We start from the raw sequence: 21,390 nt of genomic DNA, 5'->3' as shown, positions 1-21,390 counted from the left end.
AGTCTAGTCAGTCATTGACCATGTTCCATTGCGTTGGATTAAGCCACTTGCCGAATCCATTGCTGATTTATCATCCAAAGCGATATCATCTCGATTGATAAAGATCAGTGGAGTCTGGGTGGCATCTGAAAAGGCCAACATCTGCCCTTCCTCATCCCTTACTGTCACTTCCAATTTCATTTTTAAGTCATTTACAGTTGGCAGTGAACAAGTATAATGAACTGTTTTATGTCCAGCTCCACTCATCAGTTGATTCATAGAATTATCATTGTAGATCCAAATGTTCCGATCAATATCCGTTAAAGACAGAGCGATATAGGTCCTGATATCTTCACGAACATCAAAATCAATCTGGAACTGAATAGGATCTTGAGGACGTAATTTGTTTGAGCTTAACAACTGAAGCTGAAAATTTTCAACCAAGACTTTTTCTTCCTGGTTGGAATTGCCTGCTCCATTAGCTTCTCCTCCCTGTTGCAAAGGAGCTGTATTATCAAAACTGTACTGATTGGCAACATTTTCTGGACTCCCTAAAGCCTTCACCAATCCATTTTCAATCAAAACAGCCTTGTTACAATATTTCTTGACAGCTCCCATATCATGGGTAACCAGGATCGTGGTTTTCCCTGATTTCTTGCGTTCTTGGAAGTAATCGTTACACTTGCGCTGGAAGGCCTCATCTCCTACTGCTAGGACCTCATCCAAAATCAAGATATCCCCTTGGGCCTTAATGGCAACCGAAAAGGCTAGACGAACCTGCATGCCTGATGAGTAGTTCTTGAGCTTTTGGTTCATGAATTCATGCAACTCAGCAAAGTCTACGATATCATCATACATGGCATCAATTTCAGCTGTCGAGAAGCCCAGCATAGCCCCGTTCATATAGACATTTTCACGACCAGTCAGCTCTGGGTTAAAGCCCACTCCAAGCTCGATAAAGGACACCAATTTCCCATCGATGGTGACGGTACCTTTTTCCGGCACATAGATTTCAGAAATAATTTTCAAGAGAGTCGATTTTCCAGAACCATTTCTTCCGAGGATCCCGAAAAAATCACCTTTTTCTACTTCAAAAGAAATATCCTTAAGCACATGTTGTTCTTTGTAGCCTTTAATGCCTTTGAAGCGATTGACCAGGGCAGTTCGAAGACTGTTGGTTGCCTCTGTTGGCAACTTAAAGTACTTGCTGACATGGTCTACTTTTACTGCAATTTGTTTATCTGTCATTAGAGAATCTCCGCAAATTTCTTAGCATGTTTGTTAAAGTAAGCATAGCCAGCGACAAAAATAAGAATTGGTAAAACATAAGGAATCAAAACCAAGAACTTATTTTCCACCAAAAGCCAGACAGGGGTGTTGGCCTTATCAATCAAGAAGTATCGCATGTCTTGAATAATTTGGGCCAAAGGATTCATCATGACCAACTTAGCAGCCCAGGGATTGCGGTCTGCAATAAAGGTAATTGGATAGATAATTGGCGTCGCATACAGGCCGGCTTGCAGGAGTACTTCCCAGACTTGACCTAGGTCACGGAAACGGACAAAAAATGTCGCTAAGATCAATGCACATCCTGTCGCCATCAAGAACAACTCAAAGAATAGCGGAATCACCATCAAAGCTGTCCAAGAGAATGTCACCCCATTAAAGAATGAAAAAATCAAGACAACAACCAGGTTAATGACAAAGTTAATCGCTGCTCCTGAAATCGCAGACAAGACAATGATGTGTTTGGAGAAGTTCAATTTTCGCAACAAGTCGCCTCGACTAACAATAGACACCATCCCCATAGATGTTGCTTCTGAGAAAAAGCCCCAGATTACATTGGCCAACAAGAGGGCAACTGGGAAATGGGGCACATCTCCACCCAAGCGTAAGAATCGGATGAAGACAATATACATGATCGTAAAGGTCATCAGGGGCTTTAAAATCGACCAAAGATAACCGATTGCTGATCCTTGGTAACGTAATTTAAAGTCTGTTTTGATTAATTCTCTTAATAAAATTCGATTTTTCTGACTAAAAACGTCAAACATTATTTTTTACCTCGATATGCAAACTTTGTCAGAATCAAGCTAGTAAACACAAAGGTGTGAAAAGCTCGGTTCTTACGATAACCATACTGACGAATCCTTCTCAAACGTTCTCTTAGCGGAACGTCCATGATGGTCACAAAGTTTTCAATAATTTCTTTATTTTGGGGACTGACAGGCAGATCCAATAAATTTTTTGCTTGTTCTTGACTGGACTCGATGAGATTCCAATATTTAGCAAAAAGAATATGAGGGCGAACCCAGTTTTTAACCCGTTTTCTAAGGGTACGAGCCCCCAGAACATTGCTACTGTGCTGACGGTACAACTCTGTCGGCTGATCGATATAGATGAGCTTTCCAAAGGCAGTTGCTAGTAAGGCCAAATACCAATCATGCATAAGGAGTGCATGCTTTTCTTGACCTGTCCACAATTCCGCCAGGTCATGGTTAATCATGGCTACCCCACCAGTTACCGTATTTTCCGTCAGCTCTTGAATCAGTTCTGTATTGGCATGATCAGACTGGGTGCGAATCATACTTTCATGCTGCACGTGCAAGTTTTCATCGACCACTTTTAAATCTGTGTAGACCAGCAAAGGTACTTCTTGAGGATGCTTCTCGGCTTCTGCTACTTGAAGAGTAATTTTTTCAGGAAGCCAAACATCATCTTGGTCACTGAAGCAATAAAGATCTGCTTTTTCATATTTCAAGAGGGCATGGAAGCTCTTGATAACACCGAGATTTTCGATAGCTCCTTGATTGATAAAACGAATGCGCTCATCCTGGGCCACCAACTCTTGAATAATCTTCACCGTACCATCTGTCGACCCATCATCTCGGATCAAGAGTTTCCAGTCTTGATAAGTCTGGTCTTGGATACTTTTGACCTGCTCTTTTAGATACTGTTCACCATTATAGGTGGACAACAAGATATTTACTTTCATGATAAGAATAATTCCTCGTACTCACCTACAATTTTTTCCCAGGTAAAGTTTTGCTTCATATTGGCCTTGGCACGTTGACCCCATTCAGATACATCTTCTAAAGGATCGACCTGATCAATCAAATGCGCCAAATTTCCAGTTTCTTTAGTCCAATAGTGAGCTGTGTCCTTGGCAACCGTTTGGTTAAAGGAGACTCCTAAAACTAAATTCAGATCCGTGTGAGCAAGAGCCTCTAAGAGACCCGGATTGGTTCCGCCCACTTCATGACCATGGATATAGGCAAAGGCTTCTTTACGGATATACTTCAACAGGTCTTGGTCATAGACCGTTCCTACAAACTTGACGCGTGGATCCTGATCAAATTCAGTACAATCTCGGAGCTCCTCAAAATAAGGATTGCCTTCCTGGTTACAAATGATCACCAAATCCCTTTTGGTGGAAGAGGCCATAAATTCACGAATGGCGGTCTCGTAATTATTTTCTGGGACAAAACGGCCCAAAATTAGGTAATAGTTTTTCTCCTGAGTCTGCCACTTGTGATAGAATTCTCGGACCTTATTATCCTGACTACTTAGGCTGGTTGGAGACAAGTCCGTCCCATAGGCAATATAGGTCGTCTTGGACCAAGGATAGGCTTCCTTGATATAAGACTCAATACCCGGGTTGTCAGAAATCACCAAGTCAGCATGGCGCGTCATGATTTTTTCAGAATACTTGAGATAGGCTTGGATCGGTTTGGCCCACTTGGCCCGCTTCCACTCCAGTCCATCTGGATTGATATAAAATTGGCCACCCATTTTATGGATCTTGCGCGCAAAAGGTGCTACGAAAGCACCAATGGTATTGCCCAAAACATAAAAAATCGGCTTTTCAATTCCTTGCTTCTCGATGACCTTCAGGGCATAGCTGATGGCCATCATATCATAGGCAATGACCCGTGCAGGCCCAAGCTTGGGTGCTTTAATCGTAAAACAATCGACACCCTTATAGTCAAAATGATGATAAGCTTGATCATTAGAAAGGCAAGCAACATGGTACTGGATTTCCGAAGACACTCGATGGGAGACCAATTGGTCCACAAAAGTCTCAAAACCGCCATATTGAGCCGGAAGCCCACGACTTCCGATAATAAAAACATGTTGCATAATATTCCCTTTCTAACAATTTACAGTCTACTCAATTATACCATTTTCTAGGCTTTTTGCCTATTCCAAACAGAAAAGCGACCCTAGAGGGTCGCCAACATTATAATTATTTCACTTCTTGTTTATAGAACTCTTTTAGAGCATCCTTCCATGACGGAATGACGAATCCTGTGGCCTTAGCCTTAGCCAAGCTCATCGTTGAGTTCAGTGGACGTTTTGCCTTAGCTGGAAATTGGCTAGAATCCACTGGCTTCACTTCTACATCCGTATCTTTGAGGATCTCAACCGCAAAGTCATACCAAGTTGTATCTTCTTTTGCATCATTTGACAAGTGATAGTAACCATATTCTTTACGATTTTCAGCTAGATAGGTCATAAATTCTGCTAAAGTACGTGTCCAGGTTGGACGACCATGTTGGTCATTAACAACTGTCAAAGTCTTGTGAGTCTTGGCTAGGTTTTGCATCGTGAAGACAAAGTTTTTACCATAATTTCCAAATACCCAAGCTGTACGGATGATATAGAAGTTCGAAACATGCTTCTCAACCAATTCTTCTCCCATGCGCTTGGTACGACCGTACTCTGTTTGGGGATCTGGTTGATCGTCTACTTCCCATTCTTGGCCCACTGGCTTATTCCCATCAAACACGTAGTCCGTTGAGATATAGACTAAGGTCGCTCCATGCTTTTCAGACGCCTTCGCTACATTTTCCGTACCAGTCACGTTGATGGCGTAGTCCAACTCTTTCCCTTCATCTTCAGCAGCATCAACGGCTGTATAGGCAGCACAGTGGTAGACTAGAGTTGGCTTCACTTCCGCAAAAACCTCATCAACTTTCTCTGCATTTGTAATGTCCATCTCAGCCACATCAACAGCTACATATTCTTCATTTCGTTCATCTAACAAATGGCGAAGTTCTGTTCCAAGCTGCCCATTTGCTCCTGTAATTAAAATCATGTTACGTTCCTTTCGAATGCTTTTTCTCTATCATTATAGCAAAAAAAGCAGAAGTTTTCTGCTTTTTACTTACTTTTCTCTTTGATGACATAGATTGGACGTTTCTTGGTTTCCATGAATATCTTACCGATATATTTCCCTAAAATCCCAATGGTTAGTAATTGGAACCCTCCTAGGAAAAGAATCACTGTCATAAGGGATGGCCAACCTGAAGTAGGATCCCCAAAGACTAAGGTACGGATCACAATCAGAATCACCATGATAAAGGCCAAGATCCAAGATAAAAGTCCACCAATAAAGGCAATGTTTAATGGGGCATCCGAAAAATTGACAATCCCTTCAATCGAATACTTAAAGAGGGACCAAAAATTCCAAGACGTCTCTCCTGCCACGCGCTCTACATTTTTATATTCGAGGTATTCTGTCTCAAATCCTACCCAAGCAAAAATTCCTTTTGAGAAACGATTGTACTCCGAGAGCTCAAGAATCGCATCGACCATAGGACGACGCATCAAACGAAAATCACGCGCCCCGTCAACCATTTCCACTTGGCTAATATGATTGATCAATTTATAAAACATCCGTGCAAAGAAAGAGCGGATCGGTGGTTCCCCATCCCGGGTTACGCGTCTCGTTCCGACACAGTCTAAATTCGGCTGTTCCTCCAACTTCTGCTTCATTTCGATCAATAACTCAGGAGGGTCCTGCAGATCTACATCCATGACGGTCACGTATTCACCACTAGCACGCTCAAGTCCAGCGTACAGCGCCGCCTCTTTCCCAAAATTTCGAGAAAAAGAAAGGTAGTGCACATTTGAATCTGTAACATGTAGCTTTTGAAGAACAGATAGCGTACCATCTGAAGAGCCATCATTTATAAAAATATATTCAAACTTTTCTCCCATCTTCATCCGAACACGTTCCATTTCTCGATAAAACAATGGAATCGATTCTTCTTCGTTAAAACATGGGACTACAACTGATATAACCATTCATTGCTCCTATTAACATCTGCTACTAAATTATCAGTAAACTGTATATCTTCTAACTACCCTTTACAATACAGTTTTGCAAACAGTTTTAATAAACCGAGCTTTTCAATCAAGTTCATTGTAAAGATAGCTAGTTTAACCATAAACCTCTCATCTCTAATTTCTCGATCAAAAACAGAAAGAGTGGACTTCATTCCATTTATCCTGATCCAATCATTAATTTCTTTATATTGACGTAAAAACTCTGCACTTGTAGAATGTCTCCCACCGTCCAATAACCAATAAAGAGTAAATTTTTTTATAAAAAATTTAATTAATTTAGTTTCAGAAAAATCTTTAGGGATAATCGCTGCAATTTTATCAAGTACATTCTTGATATCTAAATTTGGGTTAAATCCTTTATTTAATGTATTAGAGGCACTATTCTCATTATAAAACCAATTATATCCACAATATGGGATAGTTCTTATATTTTTAGATTTTGTATATACCGTTAAGCTGAATAACAAGTCCTCAGCCAGCGGAATATCTGGAAAAGAAAGTTCGTGATCTACTAAAAATTTTTTTCTATAGATGCGAGCACATGGTGAAATCGATCTATATTTCGACCATTTATCTTTACCCAATTGGATAGAAAATAGTTGTTTACCATCTTGGTTTACTCTCTGAAGGCCACCAATAACTGCATCATCTATCCCACTTGATATTTCATCATAAAACACCTGCAAGTAATCTGGGTTTATATAATCATCACTATCGATAAACATGATGAATTCACCTTTTGCAAGCTTGATACCTTCATTTCTAGTATAGGCTGCACCTTTATTTTCTCGACTCAAAGTTCTAATATTTGGAGAAAATTGTTGGTATTCATTCAATATTTTAAACGAATTATCCTTTGAACCATCATCAATTGCAATAATTTCAAATGATTTAAAACTTTGATTCAAAACGGAATCTATACATCTTTTGAGATATAATTCTGCATTATATACTGGAATAATGACACTAATCTTAGGCGCTTCTTTCACAATCTTATCCTTTATATATTTTAATAGAACCCATAGTTTTTCAAATAATTAAGATATTCATACTTTTATATTGTTATCAAACCTCGAGCACGCAAACTTTAACCATTCGTATCCTGACTCTTTTTATAAAAACGATTTAAACATTTCGCTAATCCGTTTGGCCAAAAGAGTTTAAACATCATGTAATCTTCCTTTGTTCGAGTATTGTCACTAATGGTATTACTCGTTTCAGAGTCTTCATGAATACGATGGCACATTAATTTTTTTGGAACATATACAAATCTGCCATCAAATTTAGCCAAATGGTACCAGGCAAGCCAATCTAGACTAACTCTCCATTCCTCATCAAATCTAAAGCCCTTAACCAATTCTAAATTATAAGTTACAGCAGGGCAACAAATTGGATTTCCAAAAGCAAGAATCCGATTTCTCCACCACTTAGTTTTAGGGAATAATGAGATTGTTTTTAACATTAATGATTTGATTTTTAGATTTGAAGTCGGTTTAATGACCTCCCCATTTTTTTCTTCAAAATAATCAGAATAAAGAATGATAGCATCTTGATGCTTCTTTATCCTGTCTTTAATCTCCATTAAATAAGTTGGTTCATAATAATCATCCTGGTGGGCAATTGTAGCATATTGGGTAGTAACAAAAGATAAAGCATTATTCCAATCTTTCCCAATCCCACCACCTACACTTGTATTAAACGGAATAGCATATTTTTGGCAAATACTTTCGATAAATACACTTGGAGTAGAAGTATACAAAATAATATTACTTTTTACGGTTTGGCTTAATAACGAGTTTATACAATCCTCTAAAAAAGGACTATCCCCATAAGCACAGATTACAAATGTATGATCATTCCACTGATTCATATTTTTGAATCTCCTTCCTTCTCATAATTACAAAGACAATCCAACTCGCAACTGTGTAAAATAACATAACCATAACAAAACTAAGCCCTGCTCCAAATAAGCCAAACTCCCTCATCGCTAGAGGCGTAAGAAGATTTGTTAACAACGCCATTGCGATATAAACATAGAGTAGATAGACTTGCTTCCTCAATATAATTAAAAAATCACCTATGACAGAAGCTATAGAATATAAAAAGCCGGAAAGCACTAAAATAGTAAGTAATAAACTATAATTTGATAAATCAATACCACTTATAATATTCAGAATTGGAATCCCTATCAAATAGGCCAGTATTGATACTACTAGTCCCAAAATCATAAGTAATAATAAAATCTTTCGAACCATAGCATTAAACGTATGAAACTTTTTTTCTGACCATTGTTTTGCCAAATCGGTAATTAACGGTCTTAATGCTAATACAAATAAACTCATAAAGAAAACAGGCATGAATAGAATACTGAAATCCCTTTGAGCACCTTCACGTAATACACCCTCGACTAGCAACTTATCAATCACTTGTTTTGGATAATTCAAAACATATACCAATAAAAATCCGTTAACAAACAAGGGAAGGCAAGTTTTCATGATACTAATTGATCGCTTAAATGTAGCATATGAAATCTGATTAAAAGGTATCGTTCTTATTTGTTTGGATTGGATGTAATCACCCCCAAAAACAAAAAGAACATTAAAAAAACATAAACAAATTAAAGAAAAAATTAAAGAATTTGAAAGTAACAAACTAATTAGGAGAATGATTGTGCTTAAACTATAACGAAGCACCATTAATTTCCCTGCAATATCTAAACGTTCATGTTGTTGAAATAATCCTTGGAATAAATCAGAAAAAGCATCACATGAACGATAAATAACTGTTAGGATGATAATTAAAAATAAATCCCCTTTTCCAACATTATTTCCACTAAAAAATAAATACGGAAATAGTGAAACTAACATTAAACAAACTGTAATAACCCTAGTTAGCCAATATTCCAAATACGAGTACGTTTCTTTCAAATCAGTCGCCTGATAATTTCTAACTTGAAAAATACCAATTACAACCCATAGGTTTCCAATTGCATAAGCCAAACTAAAATTATCAGCATCACTTGCGGAAGTATAACGAGAGACAATAATCAAATACAATATTGAGACTGCAGCTGCTGCTATATTTCCTGCAAAATTCCAAAAATAAATACTCCTATTTACTTTATTGTTCATTTTCATTCTCACTTCTTAATAAAGCAATCGTTTGTGACAATTTCTTAATCTGTACTGATTGTTTTGATACAGTACGAGTTAATGAAAAAATTAAAAATATTAATAAAAATGTACTTAATAAAAAAATAAAGTTACTTAGTGTCTGAATACCAAGAAATAAAGATATTGCTCCAATCAAATTAGGAAACCAAATGACTGGCAACGATAGCAAACAAAGAATGAGCCAAGAAATGACATTTCTCAGTTCAACGACTTTCTTTGCAACTAGGCGTAGAATATAAACGATAAAAATAATTACAGTAAGGGTTAACCAAATATTTAACATGTTATTTCTTATATCCTCCACCAATTCTAGCCAATAGCATTGCCATTGTCACTTTGATCATATAGTAAACAGACTTGCTTAATGTGATGGACGATTCTCCGTGTTCTCGTTCATTCATTAATACAGGCACTTCTGCAACGGAATAGCCTGAGGTTAAGAGGGACACAATCGTCTCTGGTTCTGGATAATCACTTGGATATTGTTTAGCAAATTCTTCAATCACTTTTCGATCAGCCACCCGCAATCCTGAGGTTGGATCTGTTACCTTTTGACCGGTTAAAATCTTAATTAATTTTTCAAAAAATGAAATTCCAATCCGTCGCGCGAAGGAGGATTGGAAACCTTGATTTTCAATGAAACGAGAGCCAATCACCATATTCACATTCTTCTCTTGAAGGACTTGAAGCATCTTTCTGATAAATTCAGGATTATGCTGACCATCTCCATCCACTTGAACAGCATATTGATAGCCATTTTTAACTGCATATTGATAACCAGTCTGGACAGCACCACCAATTCCTAAATTAATCGGTAAATCGATAACGTTAAAGTTGTTATTGCGACAAATTTCAAGTGTATGATCTGTAGAACAATCATTGATAATGACATAATCAAATTCAGGTGTATGTTCTTCAATCATCTTGATTGTTTTTTCAATATTTCCACTCTCATTATAAGCAGGAATAATGATCAGTAATTCTGAATTTCTCAATCCTATTGTTTTCCCTTCTAAGCATATCACTTCATTATACAATAATCAGTGCATATTTTCTACTTTATACTGTCCCCTCCCCCTTTTCATGGTATAATAGAGTGAATCGATTACGGAAGGACACCTTATGTTAAAGCTGGGAATTATTGGTACGAGTTGGATTTCACATGAATTTATAAATGCTGCTCACCAAACGGGTCACTATCACTTGCAGGCTGTGTATTCGAGAAAAATGAAGACGGCTCAAGATTTTTGTGAGCCTTATGGGGTGATCTCTTGCTACACAGACTTGGTCGATTTCCTAGATAGTGAGCTGGACGTGGTCTACATTGCCAGCCCCAATTCTCTTCACTTTGCTCAGGCCAAGCTTGCTATTTTAGCAAAGAAGCATGTCATCATTGAAAAACCGGCTGTGACGAAGCCTTCTGAATGGAAGGAACTGGTCAAGCTCGCTAAGGAGCACCAGGTCTATCTCTTTGAAGCTGCCAGAAATTACCAAGAAGCAGCATTTCAAGTAGTTAAAGACTTCCTCTCTAATCAGGAAATACTGGGCGCCAACTTCACCTTTGCCAAATATTCTTCCAAATTGCCAGCCCTTCTTGCAGGTGAGATGCCCAATATTTTCTCAGATGTCTATGCAGGTGGAGCTTTGATGGATCTGGGTGTCTACTGCCTCTACTTGGCGATTGGCTTCTTTGGAGAACCGATCTCCAGTCACTATTGCGCTCAGCAATTACCCAATTCGGTTGATCTCTATGGTCAAGGTGTCTTGATTTATCCAGAGTTTCAGGTTGCCATTCAGGCAGGGAAAAATATCACCAGCCATCTACCTGCTGAAATCTACACCAAGACTGGAACACTAACTCTCAATGCTGTAGCAGCCATCAACCAGGCTCGCTTCGTCAGCTATTCTGGGGAGGTTATCGACCTTCCGATCCAGCCCTGCCCACACCAAATGCAAGAAGAGGAGGAAGCCTTTGCCCTTGCCATCACTCATCAAAAGCCAGCTGCTTATCTTGAATGGTTACAAACAGCTGAGCAGGTCCATAAAACCCTCTACCAGATGCGTCAAAGCGCTGGAATACAATTTAAGGATGAAAAAGAATGAAAGAAAAATTTCCACAAAGCTGGAAAGACCAGTTAGAAACACTCGGATTTGATACATTCACTGAAATTCAGGAACAGATCTTCTCCCCTATCTATGAAGGAGAAAATGTCCTCGGGATCAGTCCTACCGGTACTGGTAAGACACTCGCCTACCTCTTTCCGAGCTTGCTCAAACTCAAACCGAAGAAGGCCCAACAACTCTTGATTCTAGCTCCTAATACAGAGTTAGCAGGACAAATTTTTGATGTCACCAAGCAATGGGCAGAGCCTCTTGGGCTCCAGACCCAACTCTTCCTGTCAGGATCCAGTCAAAAACGACAAATCGAACGCCTCAAAAAAGGACCCGAAATCCTGGTTGGGACGCCTGGCCGGATCTTTGAACTGATCAAACTGAAAAAGATCAAGATGATGAATGTGGAAGCCATCATTTTAGATGAATTTGACCAATTACTGAGTGATTCTCAGTACCACTTCGTCGACAAGATCAGCCACTATGCTCCCCGCGACCACCAACATATCTACATGAGCGCTACAGCCAAGGTCGATCTAGATCAGCTAGAGGAAAATACTCTTCGCATTACGGTTGATGGAGTTTCTTTGGACAATATTCAACATTTTTATATGCAAGTGGATCGGCGTGACAAGGTCGAATTGCTCCGCAAACTCGCCTACGTCGAAGATTTTCGTGGTCTGGCTTTTTTCAACAGCCTATCTGATCTAGGTAGTGCGGAAGAAAAACTACAATACCGGGGTGTTGAGGCCGTGTCACTCGCCAGCGATGTCAATGTCAAATACCGCAAGGTCATTTTGGAACGCTTCAAAGACCATCAGCTAACCCTCTTACTGGCCACCGATTTGGTCGCTCGTGGAATCGATATTGAACATCTTGAATGTGTGATTAACTACGATATCCCCCGTGATGTGGAGACCTATACCCACCGTGCTGGTCGAACAGGTCGAATGGGGCGTGATGGCTATGTGATCACCTTTATCACCCAGCCAGAAGAACTCAAATCCTTGAAAAAATACGCTTCTGTCCGTGAACTTGTTTTAAAAAATTCCGAACTATTTTTAAATGAATAAGAAAATCCTCTGCTAGTAAATTTACTGCAGAGGATTTTTTAGTTAATTTCCATTGTAATAAATGCGATGACTTTCAAGTTGATAATCCAACAATTCATCTACCGTTACAAAGGTATAGCCTTGTGATTTAAGGTAGTCAAGGACGGTCGGAAGAGCATCAATCGTGGTTTGATGGATATCATGCATGAGGATAATCGAACCCGGTTTGACTTCTTTTTTTACTTCATTGAGAATAGCCGTCGTATTATGAGTTTTCCAATCCAGGCTATCCACATCCCACATGATGAAAGACTGGTCTACACTGTATTGGATGGCGTTATTGATGGCTCCATACGGAGGGCGCGTGATCTTAGTTTGAACGCCTGTCGCTTTTTGAATAGCTTCTTGAGTATCCAAGATCTCTTTTTTAGCATTATCCAAGCTCAATTTTGGCAATTGAGGGTGATCCCAGGTATGGTTCCCGATTTGATGACCTTCTTTGCGGACTTGCTTAGCAATATCAGGATTCGCACTGACATTTTTTCCGACCATAAAGAAGGTAGCTTTGGCATTGTATTTCTTCAAGATAGCCAGTGCCTGAGGAGTCGTCGTTGGATCCGGTCCATCATCAAAGGTCAAGGCAATCATCTTACGATGGCGTTCTTCAATATAGGATTGGTAAGAAGCTAGATCATCAGGAAGCAAGCGCTCTGTATCAATCACGTCATAGAATTTAGATAAGGGAACAGTAAAGGTATCGTCGCCTTTAACCTTGCTTGGAAATGGAATGGTGAAATTCCCTTTTTCATATTGGAATTCCCATTGGCTCAAGTCCAACTCTGAGAAGTGGGCAACCATTTGATCAATGCTTTCCTCATCTAGCTGACGAAAGGATAGATTCCCTCGTAATTCCTCCAAAAAGATCTGCTTGGCTCCATCTGGATCCGCAAAAACCTGGCTGAGGGTCAGAGGGTTACTCTCATCATCCAAGTAAAAGAGGGGCAACTTCACCGTCTCATCTTTAATGAATTTTCCTTTTTTGTACTGGTATTCAGCCCGTTTGATTTGGATTGGGTGATAGCCAACAAAAGGCGCTTCTGCTTCTTCACTATGGTAGAAGGTCAGATGCTTAGGCTCTTTGGTTTTTTCATCGGTTCCTAGACGCTGAAGGTCTTCTTGGATCTTCTCTTTAATAATCTCAACAGGCTGTCCATCCTTAGTAGGATAAAAAGCGGTCACATAAGAAGTTCCTAAAATTCCTTCCTGAACCTGGGCATCTTTTCCTTTTTCAGAGCTTTTCTCTAATTGGGTGACCTTGGCAAACTGATCCTGATAGGCTTTTTGTTCACGAAGCCTTTGAATCTTTTGATACCCGATATACAAAAGACTCAGAAAAAGGAGATTTATAATGATTAATAAAATAGTTTTCGTGTGTTTGAATCTCATAACTTTATTATAGCAAATTTCTCTCGAAAAAACATTCCTTTTTTGAAAATGGTTTCATAAAAAAGAGAGAGTGGGACAGAAATCGGTAATTCGTTAGAATTCGATTTCGTCGTCCCACCTCCGCACAGTTGAGTAGGGCTGTAAAAGCTGATGAAATCAGCGTAGTAGAGCCCACTCAACCACTGCGTCTTGCTCGACAATCCAAAAATAATTGAGAGGCTAGGACTTTTGTCCCAGCCCCCTAATTTTTAATCACTCTTATTTTTCGCGAATGACTTCTACCTTATAACCATCTGGATCTACAACAAAATAGTAATTCGGCTGTGTTCCTGGAAGACCTTTTGGTTCCGTCACTTCATAGCCTTTAGCCTTGTGTTCGGCATTCAAACCTTCTAGATCAGGAGTACTCAATGCGACGTGAGCATAGCCGTCTCCGATCACATATGGACCATGATCATAATTGTAAGTCAATTCCAACTCATAGTCATCTCCAGGCAAGGCCAAATAGACAATCGTGAACTTGTAGTCTGGGAAATCTTTCCGACGTTTTTCTTCAAAACCAAAAGCATCTTGGTAAAAAGCGATTGATTTTTCTAAGTTTTCCACACGAAGGCAAGTGTGCAACATTTTTGAACTCATAGGTATTCCTCTTTTCTATTTTTAAAAAATTATGAACGATTTTTTTTACGACTTTCCGTCTTAATGGATAATTTCACTTCAAAGATGGTCCCTTTGGGTTTATTATCTTTGACTTGAATGGTCCCTTTGAAGGCTTCTACAATCTGCTTAGCGAGGGATAACCCCAAACCAAATCCACCTTTTTGACGGGTTCTGGCCTTGTCGACCCGGTAAAAACGATCAAAGATCCGTTTCTTATCCTCATCTCGAATCCCTGGACCATTATCCAGCACCCTCAAAAGTAGATTTTTGTCCTTCAATTGAACTTCAAACTGGATCTCGCCATCTTCATCGGTATATTTCAAGGCATTATCATAGAGAATGGTCATCAATTGCTTGAGGAGCGTTCTATCAGAACAAATGACTTTGTCCACCTGATTGTCTCCTCGGAAGATTTTGTCATTTTCTTCCGCAATGATCTCAAAATTCGAGAAGGTCTGATCGAAAAAGCTTGGTTCGATGTCTTCCATCTCTGGCTTCAAGCCATCATCTCTTCGGGCGATATTGAGAAGGTTGGTGGTCAAGAGCTTCATATTTCGAACTTCATCTAAGCTAGATGCAATGCTCTCGCTCGATTCCATAATGGTCGCTTCAGGCTTTCTAAAAAGCGTTTCGAGGCGATTTTGTAAGACTGCTAGAGGCGTCCGCAACTCATGAGAAGCATTTTCTACAAAAGACTTTTGCTTTTGCATACTCTCAAGCAGCGGCTTAACGCTAAGACGGGCAAGGAAGAGACTCGCAAACAAGGAGATTCCCCAGAAGCAAATCATGACAAGAGCGATCTGGCTTTCATGTTCCTCACTGGTCTGCTCTAGCTGACTAATATTGGTCATGATGACCGCATACTTGATATTACTTTCATCTTCATCATCAGATAGACTCAACTCTGCCATATAGGCCCGATAACTTTCTTTTTTCCCATAGCTATTGGTAATTTGAAGCTGAGAAACCTTATTGAGAAGTTTTCGGCCAAACGTCACTGTTTTAAAGTTTAGAAACCCGTTACCAGTTGTCAAGTTTTCATATTTTTTATTGAGCAAAACAACAGTGGTATTGGATGTGACATCTCCTTTAGGTTCTGATTTGTCATGGTCAGGTAACATCATCCCATGATCGTTATCATCATCTTTATTAGTTGATTGTCGCTGATCTCGATAAGCAATCGCTACAAGTGAGTAAGGATCCTGACTGAGAGTCCTGAGGTTCTCATCGACGGTTGTATAGAGACTCGAGCGCATGACCTGAATGATAATCAAGGTCATGGCCGAGAATATCAAAGTAAAGAGTCCAAAATATCGGATGAAGTAGGAAAAATCATCTTCTCCGACGGTTTTCTTAATCCTTGTTAGCATCTTTTAAGATATACCCCACACTACGCAATGTTTGCAAGCTCTCAACAAAATCAGTACCTTTTAATTTCTTACGGATTTTTGAAACATAGACTTCAACCACTGAGATAGTTGTGTCACTGTCAAAGCCCCAGAGACGATCGAAGATCTGTGTTTTTGGAAGGATGACATTTTGGTTTTGAAGGAAGTAGACCAAGAGATCAAATTCCTTCCCAAGAAGTTCTACTTCCTTATCGTCCACGTAAGTCGAATTGGTAGATAAATTGACCTTCAAATTGCCATAATTGAGGGTGTTTTCATTGACCTTACCTGACCGCTTCAAGAGAGCTTGGATCCGCATCTTAAGCTCTTCAAGATAGAAAGGCTTGGTGAGGTAATCGTCTGCACCTAGCTCAAAGCCGTGCCCTTTGTCATCCAGACTTTCTTTAGCTGTCATGATCAAAACAGGGGTTGTCACGCCTTTTTCACGCAATTCTTTCAAGACATGGAAGCCGTCTTTTTCAGGAAGCATGAGATCCAGCAGAATCAAATCATAGATCCCGCTTTCTGCTTCGTAAAGACCTTCTTCTCCGTCAAAGACCTGCATGACATCCGCAAAATCATCTAAAAAATCAAATACTGAATTTGATAAACCAAGGTCATCTTCGACCAATAGAATTTTAATCATCGTCGTATCCTCTTCTCTTTCGTGAGTGAGTCTTTCTAATCTATTCTTAACCATTATAACACGACTTGCCTTCATTTCCTATAGTTTAGAACCTGGTTTTATGATCAAATACAGCCTGCCTGAGGAAGGCTAATTCTATGAGTTTGTCGTGTTTTCTTTGTTACTTTGACTGTCACTCGTCTTGTTTTTATTTTTTGAATTCTTCTTATTGGACTTTTTAGAGGACCCCTGGTTCCCTTCTTGTCCGCCAGATTGGTTCATGCCATTATCTGGACCATTCCCTTGTGGGCCACCATTGCCTTCTTGTGGCATTTGAACCGGACCGCCACCTTGCGGGCCACCTTGGCCTTGGCCACCACCTTGTGGACCACCGCTTTGAGGTCCGCCATCCTGTGGGCCACCAGTTTGCTGGTTTCCTTGTGAAGGATGGCCAGTTTGACTATTTTGTTGCTGATTGGATCCTTGGTTCTGACCCGTTTGGACCTCTTGAGAAAATTGTTGGTTATTGGAGGATTGAGAGGCGATGACACCGATACCAAAGCCGCTTCCAGCACCAACTAACAATCCACCAACTGCTGCCATGCCAATCCACCACTTAGGACTTCGTTTTAGGACAACCATTTTTTCTTTGGATTCTTGCGTTTCTACTACTTGTTTTGTTTCTTTTTGATTCATCTTTTTACCTTTTATCTTTTTGTACAAGTACTTGTCTTTTATAATTTAAAGGGAGCTCGATCCTTTAGTAAGGCGATTATACTTCAGGAGTCTTAAGCCTGCCTAAATTTTTACTTAAAAAATCCTAAAACAAGCGTGGGCTATTGACAGGATGAACCCCTTATTGTAGAATAGTTACCATAAAATAAATACGAGGTTAACTGTTATGAAGAAAATCTTTCCCTTAGTTCTCATCTCCATTGGAGTGGCCATGATCTCCGTCCTATCTCAATTCACCATTCCCTTTGGTCCAATTCCTTTGACCCTGCAGACACTCATGATCGGGATCATCGGGACCATCTATAAACCCAGCCATGCCTTTGTCACAGTCTGTCTTTACCTGCTTTTAGGCTTCTTAGGTTTTCCAGTATTTGCCGGAGGTGCTGGTGGTGCTTCGCATTTCCTTGGTCCTACTGCTGGTTTCCTCCTCTTCTTCCCATTCCGAGCATGGATCACGTCTCTGTTCACGAGTGCTAAATCCAGCCTTGTCACTATCTTTTTGGCCAATCTCCTCAGTAGTGCTCTCCTCTTTGTGTCAGGAGCTATCGGCTTTATGCTGGTCACGCATACCGATCTCCAAAAAGCATTTACTTTGGTCGTTGCTCCCTTTATCCTTGCCGACCTCATCAAACTGGTCATCATCACTATCACCAGCAAGGCGATTTTTGCCAGCCTCAAACACCACTGGTATTTCAAATAAGATTCAAAGGACGCTAAAAAATCGATACAGAAATTTCTGTATCGATTTTTTTAAATCTATTTTGTCGCAAGGATAGCGGCTTCTACTGCTGCTTTCTCCCGCTCGATAAGATCAATACGAGCTGCAATTTCTTTAATTCCCATCTTGATATTACGGCTGATCGCCATATCATCCAATTGAGGCTCAAAGAAGGCCTTGTATTCATTCAACCGTTCACGGGTCTTGAAACAGTTAGCTGGGTAGATGACAAACTTATCAAAGCTCATATCACCACCGAGGGCTTTCTTGATCCAATCCCAGTTTTCACGCGCCCAAGTCCAGGTTCTACCTTGGGTAAAGTCATCATGCAAGAAGTTGTAATACCAGCTCATAGCCAAGTCCTGAGGTTTCACCACATCCTTGTTCTTCCACTCCTTCAATAGAGCTTCCAAAGTTTCCTTATCCTTGGTATAAGAAAGTGCAGCCGCCAACTGGCGTTTAAAGTTTCCATCAACTGTCTTAACATAAGTATCCAGGTATTGTTGGCTAAGCTCCTTGGTTTCCTGGTGCTTGATTTGGTTGACCAAGATTTGCAAGCGGATGGCCGCTGGAAGTTTTTCCAAATCATCTGCATGCGCTTCAAAGATAGCGCTCGCTTGAGCTTTTGCAGCTTCATCATTGGCCTTGATCATATTAGCAATCATTAGTTGACGAACTTTTTCGTCTTCTTCTGTTTCACCAGGCTTAGCTTCTAGACCCAAGCGTTCAAAGTTGTAACGGTTCAGGCGTTTCAACAACTCATGGAAGGCCGCTTCTGTTTCAGTTCCTTCATCCACAAAGAGACTGATTCCAGCTAAGACGCTCGAAACAGCTGAAACAACCAAGTAGGAACTTTCTTCTGTCAAGTGTTCAATCACTGGCAAGAGGCTTGCATAAGAAATTTGACCACTTTCCGCTAAGAGACGGCGTTCTTGAACCACTTGTAGTTTCGAAGTGCTATCCAAGCTAGCAAGTTCAGCAAGGATGTCTTCCAACAATTCCCCACGATAGTCACTGATATAATGAGCTGTATTTTCTGTATTGAAGCGAAGAGCTCCGCTGTTAGCTGCTTTCAAGGCACTGTAGTTTGGAATTTCTAAGACTTCAGTTTCCAAAGTATCTGGAATACCTGTCCAGTTGCTATTTAAAGGAACAACCCACTTGCGACCTTTTTCTTCTCTTTCTCCGATGAAGAACTGCTCTTGACGGATGATCAAGGTATCGTTCTCCACAGAAGCTGAGACAACAGGGTATCCTGGTTGCTCCAACCAAGAATCCATAAAGGCTGCGACATCACGACCTGAAGCCTGCCCAAGAGCATCCCAAAGGTCACGACCGATGGTATTGCTGTATTGGTGTTTTTCAAAGTAGATCTTCAAGCCTTTACGGAAGGCGTCATCGCCTAACCAACGGCGAAGCATGTGCATGAGACGGCTACCCTTGGCGTAAACGATTGCTGGGTCAAAGAGGGTGTTGATCTCATCAGGGTGTTTGACTTCCACATGGACGGATTGAACGCCATCTGTAGCATCGCGTTTCAAGGCAGCAGGCACACCGGTTGTTTGGAAGTCTTCGAAGATATTCCAGCTTGGTTCGATAGCATCTAAGCTGACATATTCCATCATATTGGCAAAACTTTCATTCAACCAGAGGTCATCCCACCATTTCATGGTCACGAGGTTTCCGAACCATTGGTGAGCCAATTCGTGAGCCACCACCAAGGCCACTGTTTGACGGCTTTGGGCAGTCGAGTTTTCATCTACAAGGAGATAAACTTCACGGTAGGTTACCAAGCCCCAATTTTCCATCGCTCCTGAAGAGAAGTCTGGAAGAGCGATATGAAGGGATTGAGGGATTGGATACTTAACGCCATAGTAGTCTTCGTAGAATTCAATAGCACGAACGGCAATATCTAATGAGAAGTCCAAATTTTCTAATGGGTGAGCTTTTGTTGAGTAGACTCCGACAAGGGTTCCATTCTTAGTCTTAGCTGTCACTCCTTGGAGGTCTCCAGCCGCAAAGGCCAAGAGGTAAGAAGACATGCGAGGAGTTGTGTCAAACTTCCAAATACCTGTTTCTTTACGGTTTTCCACATCAATTTCAGGCATGTTTGATAGGGCAATTTCACCTTCTTCTTGGTCAAATTTCAAAGAAAGATCAAATGTTGCTTTAGCTTCTGGCTCATCCACACTTGGGAAGGCTTCACGCGCAAAATGGCTCTCAAACTGAGTAGAGAGGACTTCCTTCTTCACACCATCAATACTGTAGTAAGATGGGTAAATCCCTGTCATATTGTCTGTGATCTTACCAGAATAGGTCAGAGTAACTGTCACTTGACCTGTGCTTTCCAATTCAACATAAACCGCTTCATTGGCATCATCAACCGTAAATGGACGAGCTTGACCTGCTACTTCTACTGTTTCGATGGTCAAATCCTTTTGGTGAAGCGAGATCTTGTCCTCCTTGGCTTGACCTGTAATCACCACACGACCGCTAAAGGTCTTGGTTTTACGACTTAAATCCAAAAATACTTCATAATGTTCTGGAACGAATGTTTCTACAAAATGTGCAACTGCTTGCATAATTTCCTCCTTTAAATGTTTCACGCTTTTCCAATCAAAAGCCCTAATAAAACTATTTTATCACAAAGTTGGGATAAAAGAAAAGACAAGCATGACAATGCCTGTCTGATATCGAAAAGACTCCATGATCTTACATTTCGATAATTTTACCTGTTTCAAAGTAAACTACCCATTCACAGATATTTTTTGCATAATCTCCGATGCGTTCCAAGAAGTTGATCACTTGGAAATAATCACGACCCGTCACGATGGACTCTGGATTTTTCCGAATTTCTTCTGTTGCTAATTCTTGGATACTATCAAAATAATGGTTGATGACTTCATCTCGTGAAGCAACTTCATAGGCCAAATCCACATCACCTTTGAGGTAAACATCTAGTGTCGCTTCGACAAAATCTTTGACTTCACGGCCCATCTTGCTGATTTCTTCCTCAACAGATTGGATACGGACTTCCCCTTTCATGCGAATCGTTGCCTTGGCAATCGATACTGCGTGGTCCCCCATCCGCTCCAAGTCAGAAACTGCTTTTAAGACGGTCATCACGACACGAAGGTCTTGTGAAACCGGCTGTTGAAGGGCGATAATCTCAAAAGACTTACGCTCTAGCTTCACTTCGTATTCGTTGATCTCCGCATCATCTTCGATGACCTGACGGGCCAATTCACGGTCATGGGTCACGAAAGCACGAACCGTACGGTTGATCTGACTCAACACTTCATTTCCCATTGCATAAAACTGGTTATGCAACTTCTCTAAATCTTCTTCAAATTGAACTCGTAACATTTTA

At 40.4% G+C, this 21,390-nt stretch carries 21 protein-coding genes; 3 read left to right on the top strand and 18 right to left on the bottom strand.

The window, feature by feature from the left end; translation table 11 throughout:
- Positions 1–3: 3 nt before the first annotated feature.
- The 11 genes from RIN70_RS04350 to RIN70_RS04300 all read right to left on the bottom strand — a co-directional run bounded on the left by RIN70_RS04350 (position 4) and on the right by RIN70_RS04300 (position 10,279).
- The gene (locus RIN70_RS04350) at positions 4–1,227 is read right to left on the bottom strand and encodes an ABC transporter ATP-binding protein (protein ID WP_049482481.1); all 1,224 of its coding nucleotides are present in this window, start codon (positions 1,225–1,227) and stop codon (positions 4–6) included.
- A complete protein-coding gene (locus RIN70_RS04345) occupies positions 1,227–2,033 on the bottom strand; it encodes an ABC transporter permease (protein ID WP_313790718.1) in 807 nt (268 codons plus the stop codon). Before RIN70_RS04345 ends, RIN70_RS04350 begins: the two co-directional genes overlap by 1 nt.
- Entirely contained in the window at positions 2,033–2,974 is a 942-nt protein-coding gene (locus RIN70_RS04340) for a glycosyltransferase family 2 protein (protein ID WP_313790717.1), read from the bottom strand. The genes RIN70_RS04345 and RIN70_RS04340 overlap by 1 nt, the downstream gene beginning before the upstream one ends.
- Positions 2,971–4,119: a beta 1-4 rhamnosyltransferase Cps2T gene (gene cps2T, locus RIN70_RS04335; protein ID WP_313790716.1), complete on the bottom strand. Its 1,149-nt coding sequence runs from the start codon at positions 4,117–4,119 to the stop codon at positions 2,971–2,973. Before cps2T ends, RIN70_RS04340 begins: the two co-directional genes overlap by 4 nt.
- A 106-nt stretch (positions 4,120–4,225) precedes the next feature.
- Complete coding sequence (rfbD, locus tag RIN70_RS04330) at positions 4,226–5,077, bottom strand: dTDP-4-dehydrorhamnose reductase (protein ID WP_313790715.1); 852 nt, start codon at positions 5,075–5,077, stop codon at positions 4,226–4,228.
- Between the two features lie 65 nt (positions 5,078–5,142).
- Positions 5,143–6,069, bottom strand: a complete 927-nt coding sequence (locus RIN70_RS04325; protein WP_049522876.1) for a glycosyltransferase family 2 protein — start codon at positions 6,067–6,069, stop codon at positions 5,143–5,145.
- Positions 6,070–6,125: 56 nt separating this feature from the next.
- A complete protein-coding gene (locus RIN70_RS04320; RefSeq protein ID WP_239683028.1) occupies positions 6,126–7,100 on the bottom strand; it encodes a glycosyltransferase family 2 protein in 975 nt (324 codons plus the stop codon).
- Positions 7,101–7,198: 98 nt separating this feature from the next.
- A complete protein-coding gene (locus tag RIN70_RS04315; protein ID WP_313790714.1) occupies positions 7,199–7,981 on the bottom strand; it encodes a glycosyltransferase family 2 protein in 783 nt (260 codons plus the stop codon).
- Positions 7,965–9,242, bottom strand: coding sequence for a lipopolysaccharide biosynthesis protein (locus RIN70_RS04310; RefSeq protein ID WP_313790713.1), 1,278 nt, complete (start codon positions 9,240–9,242; stop codon positions 7,965–7,967). The genes RIN70_RS04315 and RIN70_RS04310 overlap by 17 nt, the downstream gene beginning before the upstream one ends.
- Positions 9,232–9,567: a DUF2304 domain-containing protein gene (locus RIN70_RS04305; protein WP_313790712.1), complete on the bottom strand. Its 336-nt coding sequence runs from the start codon at positions 9,565–9,567 to the stop codon at positions 9,232–9,234. Before RIN70_RS04305 ends, RIN70_RS04310 begins: the two co-directional genes overlap by 11 nt.
- A gap of 1 nt (position 9,568) precedes the next feature.
- Positions 9,569–10,279, bottom strand: coding sequence for a glycosyltransferase family 2 protein (locus RIN70_RS04300; protein ID WP_049490916.1), 711 nt, complete (start codon positions 10,277–10,279; stop codon positions 9,569–9,571).
- A 127-nt stretch (positions 10,280–10,406) separates the two neighbouring features.
- On the opposite strand from RIN70_RS04300, the gene RIN70_RS04295 reads away from it, so the two are divergent.
- Together RIN70_RS04295 and RIN70_RS04290 are read left to right on the top strand one after the other, a co-directional pair.
- On the top strand, positions 10,407–11,387 hold the full coding sequence (locus tag RIN70_RS04295) for a Gfo/Idh/MocA family protein (protein WP_313790711.1): 981 nt from the start codon (positions 10,407–10,409) through the stop codon (positions 11,385–11,387).
- Entirely contained in the window at positions 11,384–12,469 is a 1,086-nt protein-coding gene (locus RIN70_RS04290) for a DEAD/DEAH box helicase (protein WP_070589290.1), read from the top strand. The genes RIN70_RS04295 and RIN70_RS04290 overlap by 4 nt, the downstream gene beginning before the upstream one ends.
- 42 nt (positions 12,470–12,511) lie before the next feature.
- On the opposite strand, the gene RIN70_RS04285 is transcribed toward RIN70_RS04290, so the two are convergent.
- From RIN70_RS04285 to RIN70_RS04265, 5 genes are all read right to left on the bottom strand, one after another.
- Positions 12,512–13,894, bottom strand: coding sequence for a polysaccharide deacetylase family protein (locus RIN70_RS04285; RefSeq protein WP_070666109.1), 1,383 nt, complete (start codon positions 13,892–13,894; stop codon positions 12,512–12,514).
- A 258-nt stretch (positions 13,895–14,152) separates the two neighbouring features.
- Positions 14,153–14,533, bottom strand: a complete 381-nt coding sequence (gene gloA, locus RIN70_RS04280) for a lactoylglutathione lyase (RefSeq protein ID WP_003006623.1) — start codon at positions 14,531–14,533, stop codon at positions 14,153–14,155.
- A 29-nt stretch (positions 14,534–14,562) separates the two neighbouring features.
- The gene (locus tag RIN70_RS04275; RefSeq protein ID WP_313790710.1) at positions 14,563–15,924 is read right to left on the bottom strand and encodes a sensor histidine kinase; all 1,362 of its coding nucleotides are present in this window, start codon (positions 15,922–15,924) and stop codon (positions 14,563–14,565) included.
- Positions 15,908–16,588 (bottom strand): response regulator transcription factor, encoded by a 681-nt coding sequence (locus RIN70_RS04270; protein ID WP_003003305.1) that lies wholly within the window; start codon positions 16,586–16,588, stop codon positions 15,908–15,910. Before RIN70_RS04270 ends, RIN70_RS04275 begins: the two co-directional genes overlap by 17 nt.
- A gap of 135 nt (positions 16,589–16,723) precedes the next feature.
- A complete protein-coding gene (locus RIN70_RS04265; protein WP_313790709.1) occupies positions 16,724–17,263 on the bottom strand; it encodes a hypothetical protein in 540 nt (179 codons plus the stop codon).
- Positions 17,264–17,468: 205 nt separating this feature from the next.
- On the opposite strand from RIN70_RS04265, the gene RIN70_RS04260 reads away from it, so the two are divergent.
- Positions 17,469–18,002: a biotin transporter BioY gene (locus tag RIN70_RS04260; RefSeq protein ID WP_003006609.1), complete on the top strand. Its 534-nt coding sequence runs from the start codon at positions 17,469–17,471 to the stop codon at positions 18,000–18,002.
- A 56-nt stretch (positions 18,003–18,058) separates the two neighbouring features.
- On the opposite strand, the gene RIN70_RS04255 is transcribed toward RIN70_RS04260, so the two are convergent.
- Both RIN70_RS04255 and phoU read right to left on the bottom strand, forming a co-directional pair.
- Entirely contained in the window at positions 18,059–20,602 is a 2,544-nt protein-coding gene (locus tag RIN70_RS04255; protein ID WP_195623089.1) for a M1 family metallopeptidase, read from the bottom strand.
- A 130-nt stretch (positions 20,603–20,732) separates the two neighbouring features.
- Positions 20,733–21,386, bottom strand: a complete 654-nt coding sequence (gene phoU, locus RIN70_RS04250) for a phosphate signaling complex protein PhoU (RefSeq protein ID WP_003006603.1) — start codon at positions 21,384–21,386, stop codon at positions 20,733–20,735.
- Between the last annotated feature and the right edge of the window lie 4 nt (positions 21,387–21,390).

The sequence above is a fragment of the Streptococcus parasanguinis genome (assembly GCF_032163505.1).
Lineage (GTDB): Bacteria > Bacillota > Bacilli > Lactobacillales > Streptococcaceae > Streptococcus > Streptococcus parasanguinis_V.
This window is presented reverse-complemented; position numbering and strand designations above follow the sequence as displayed.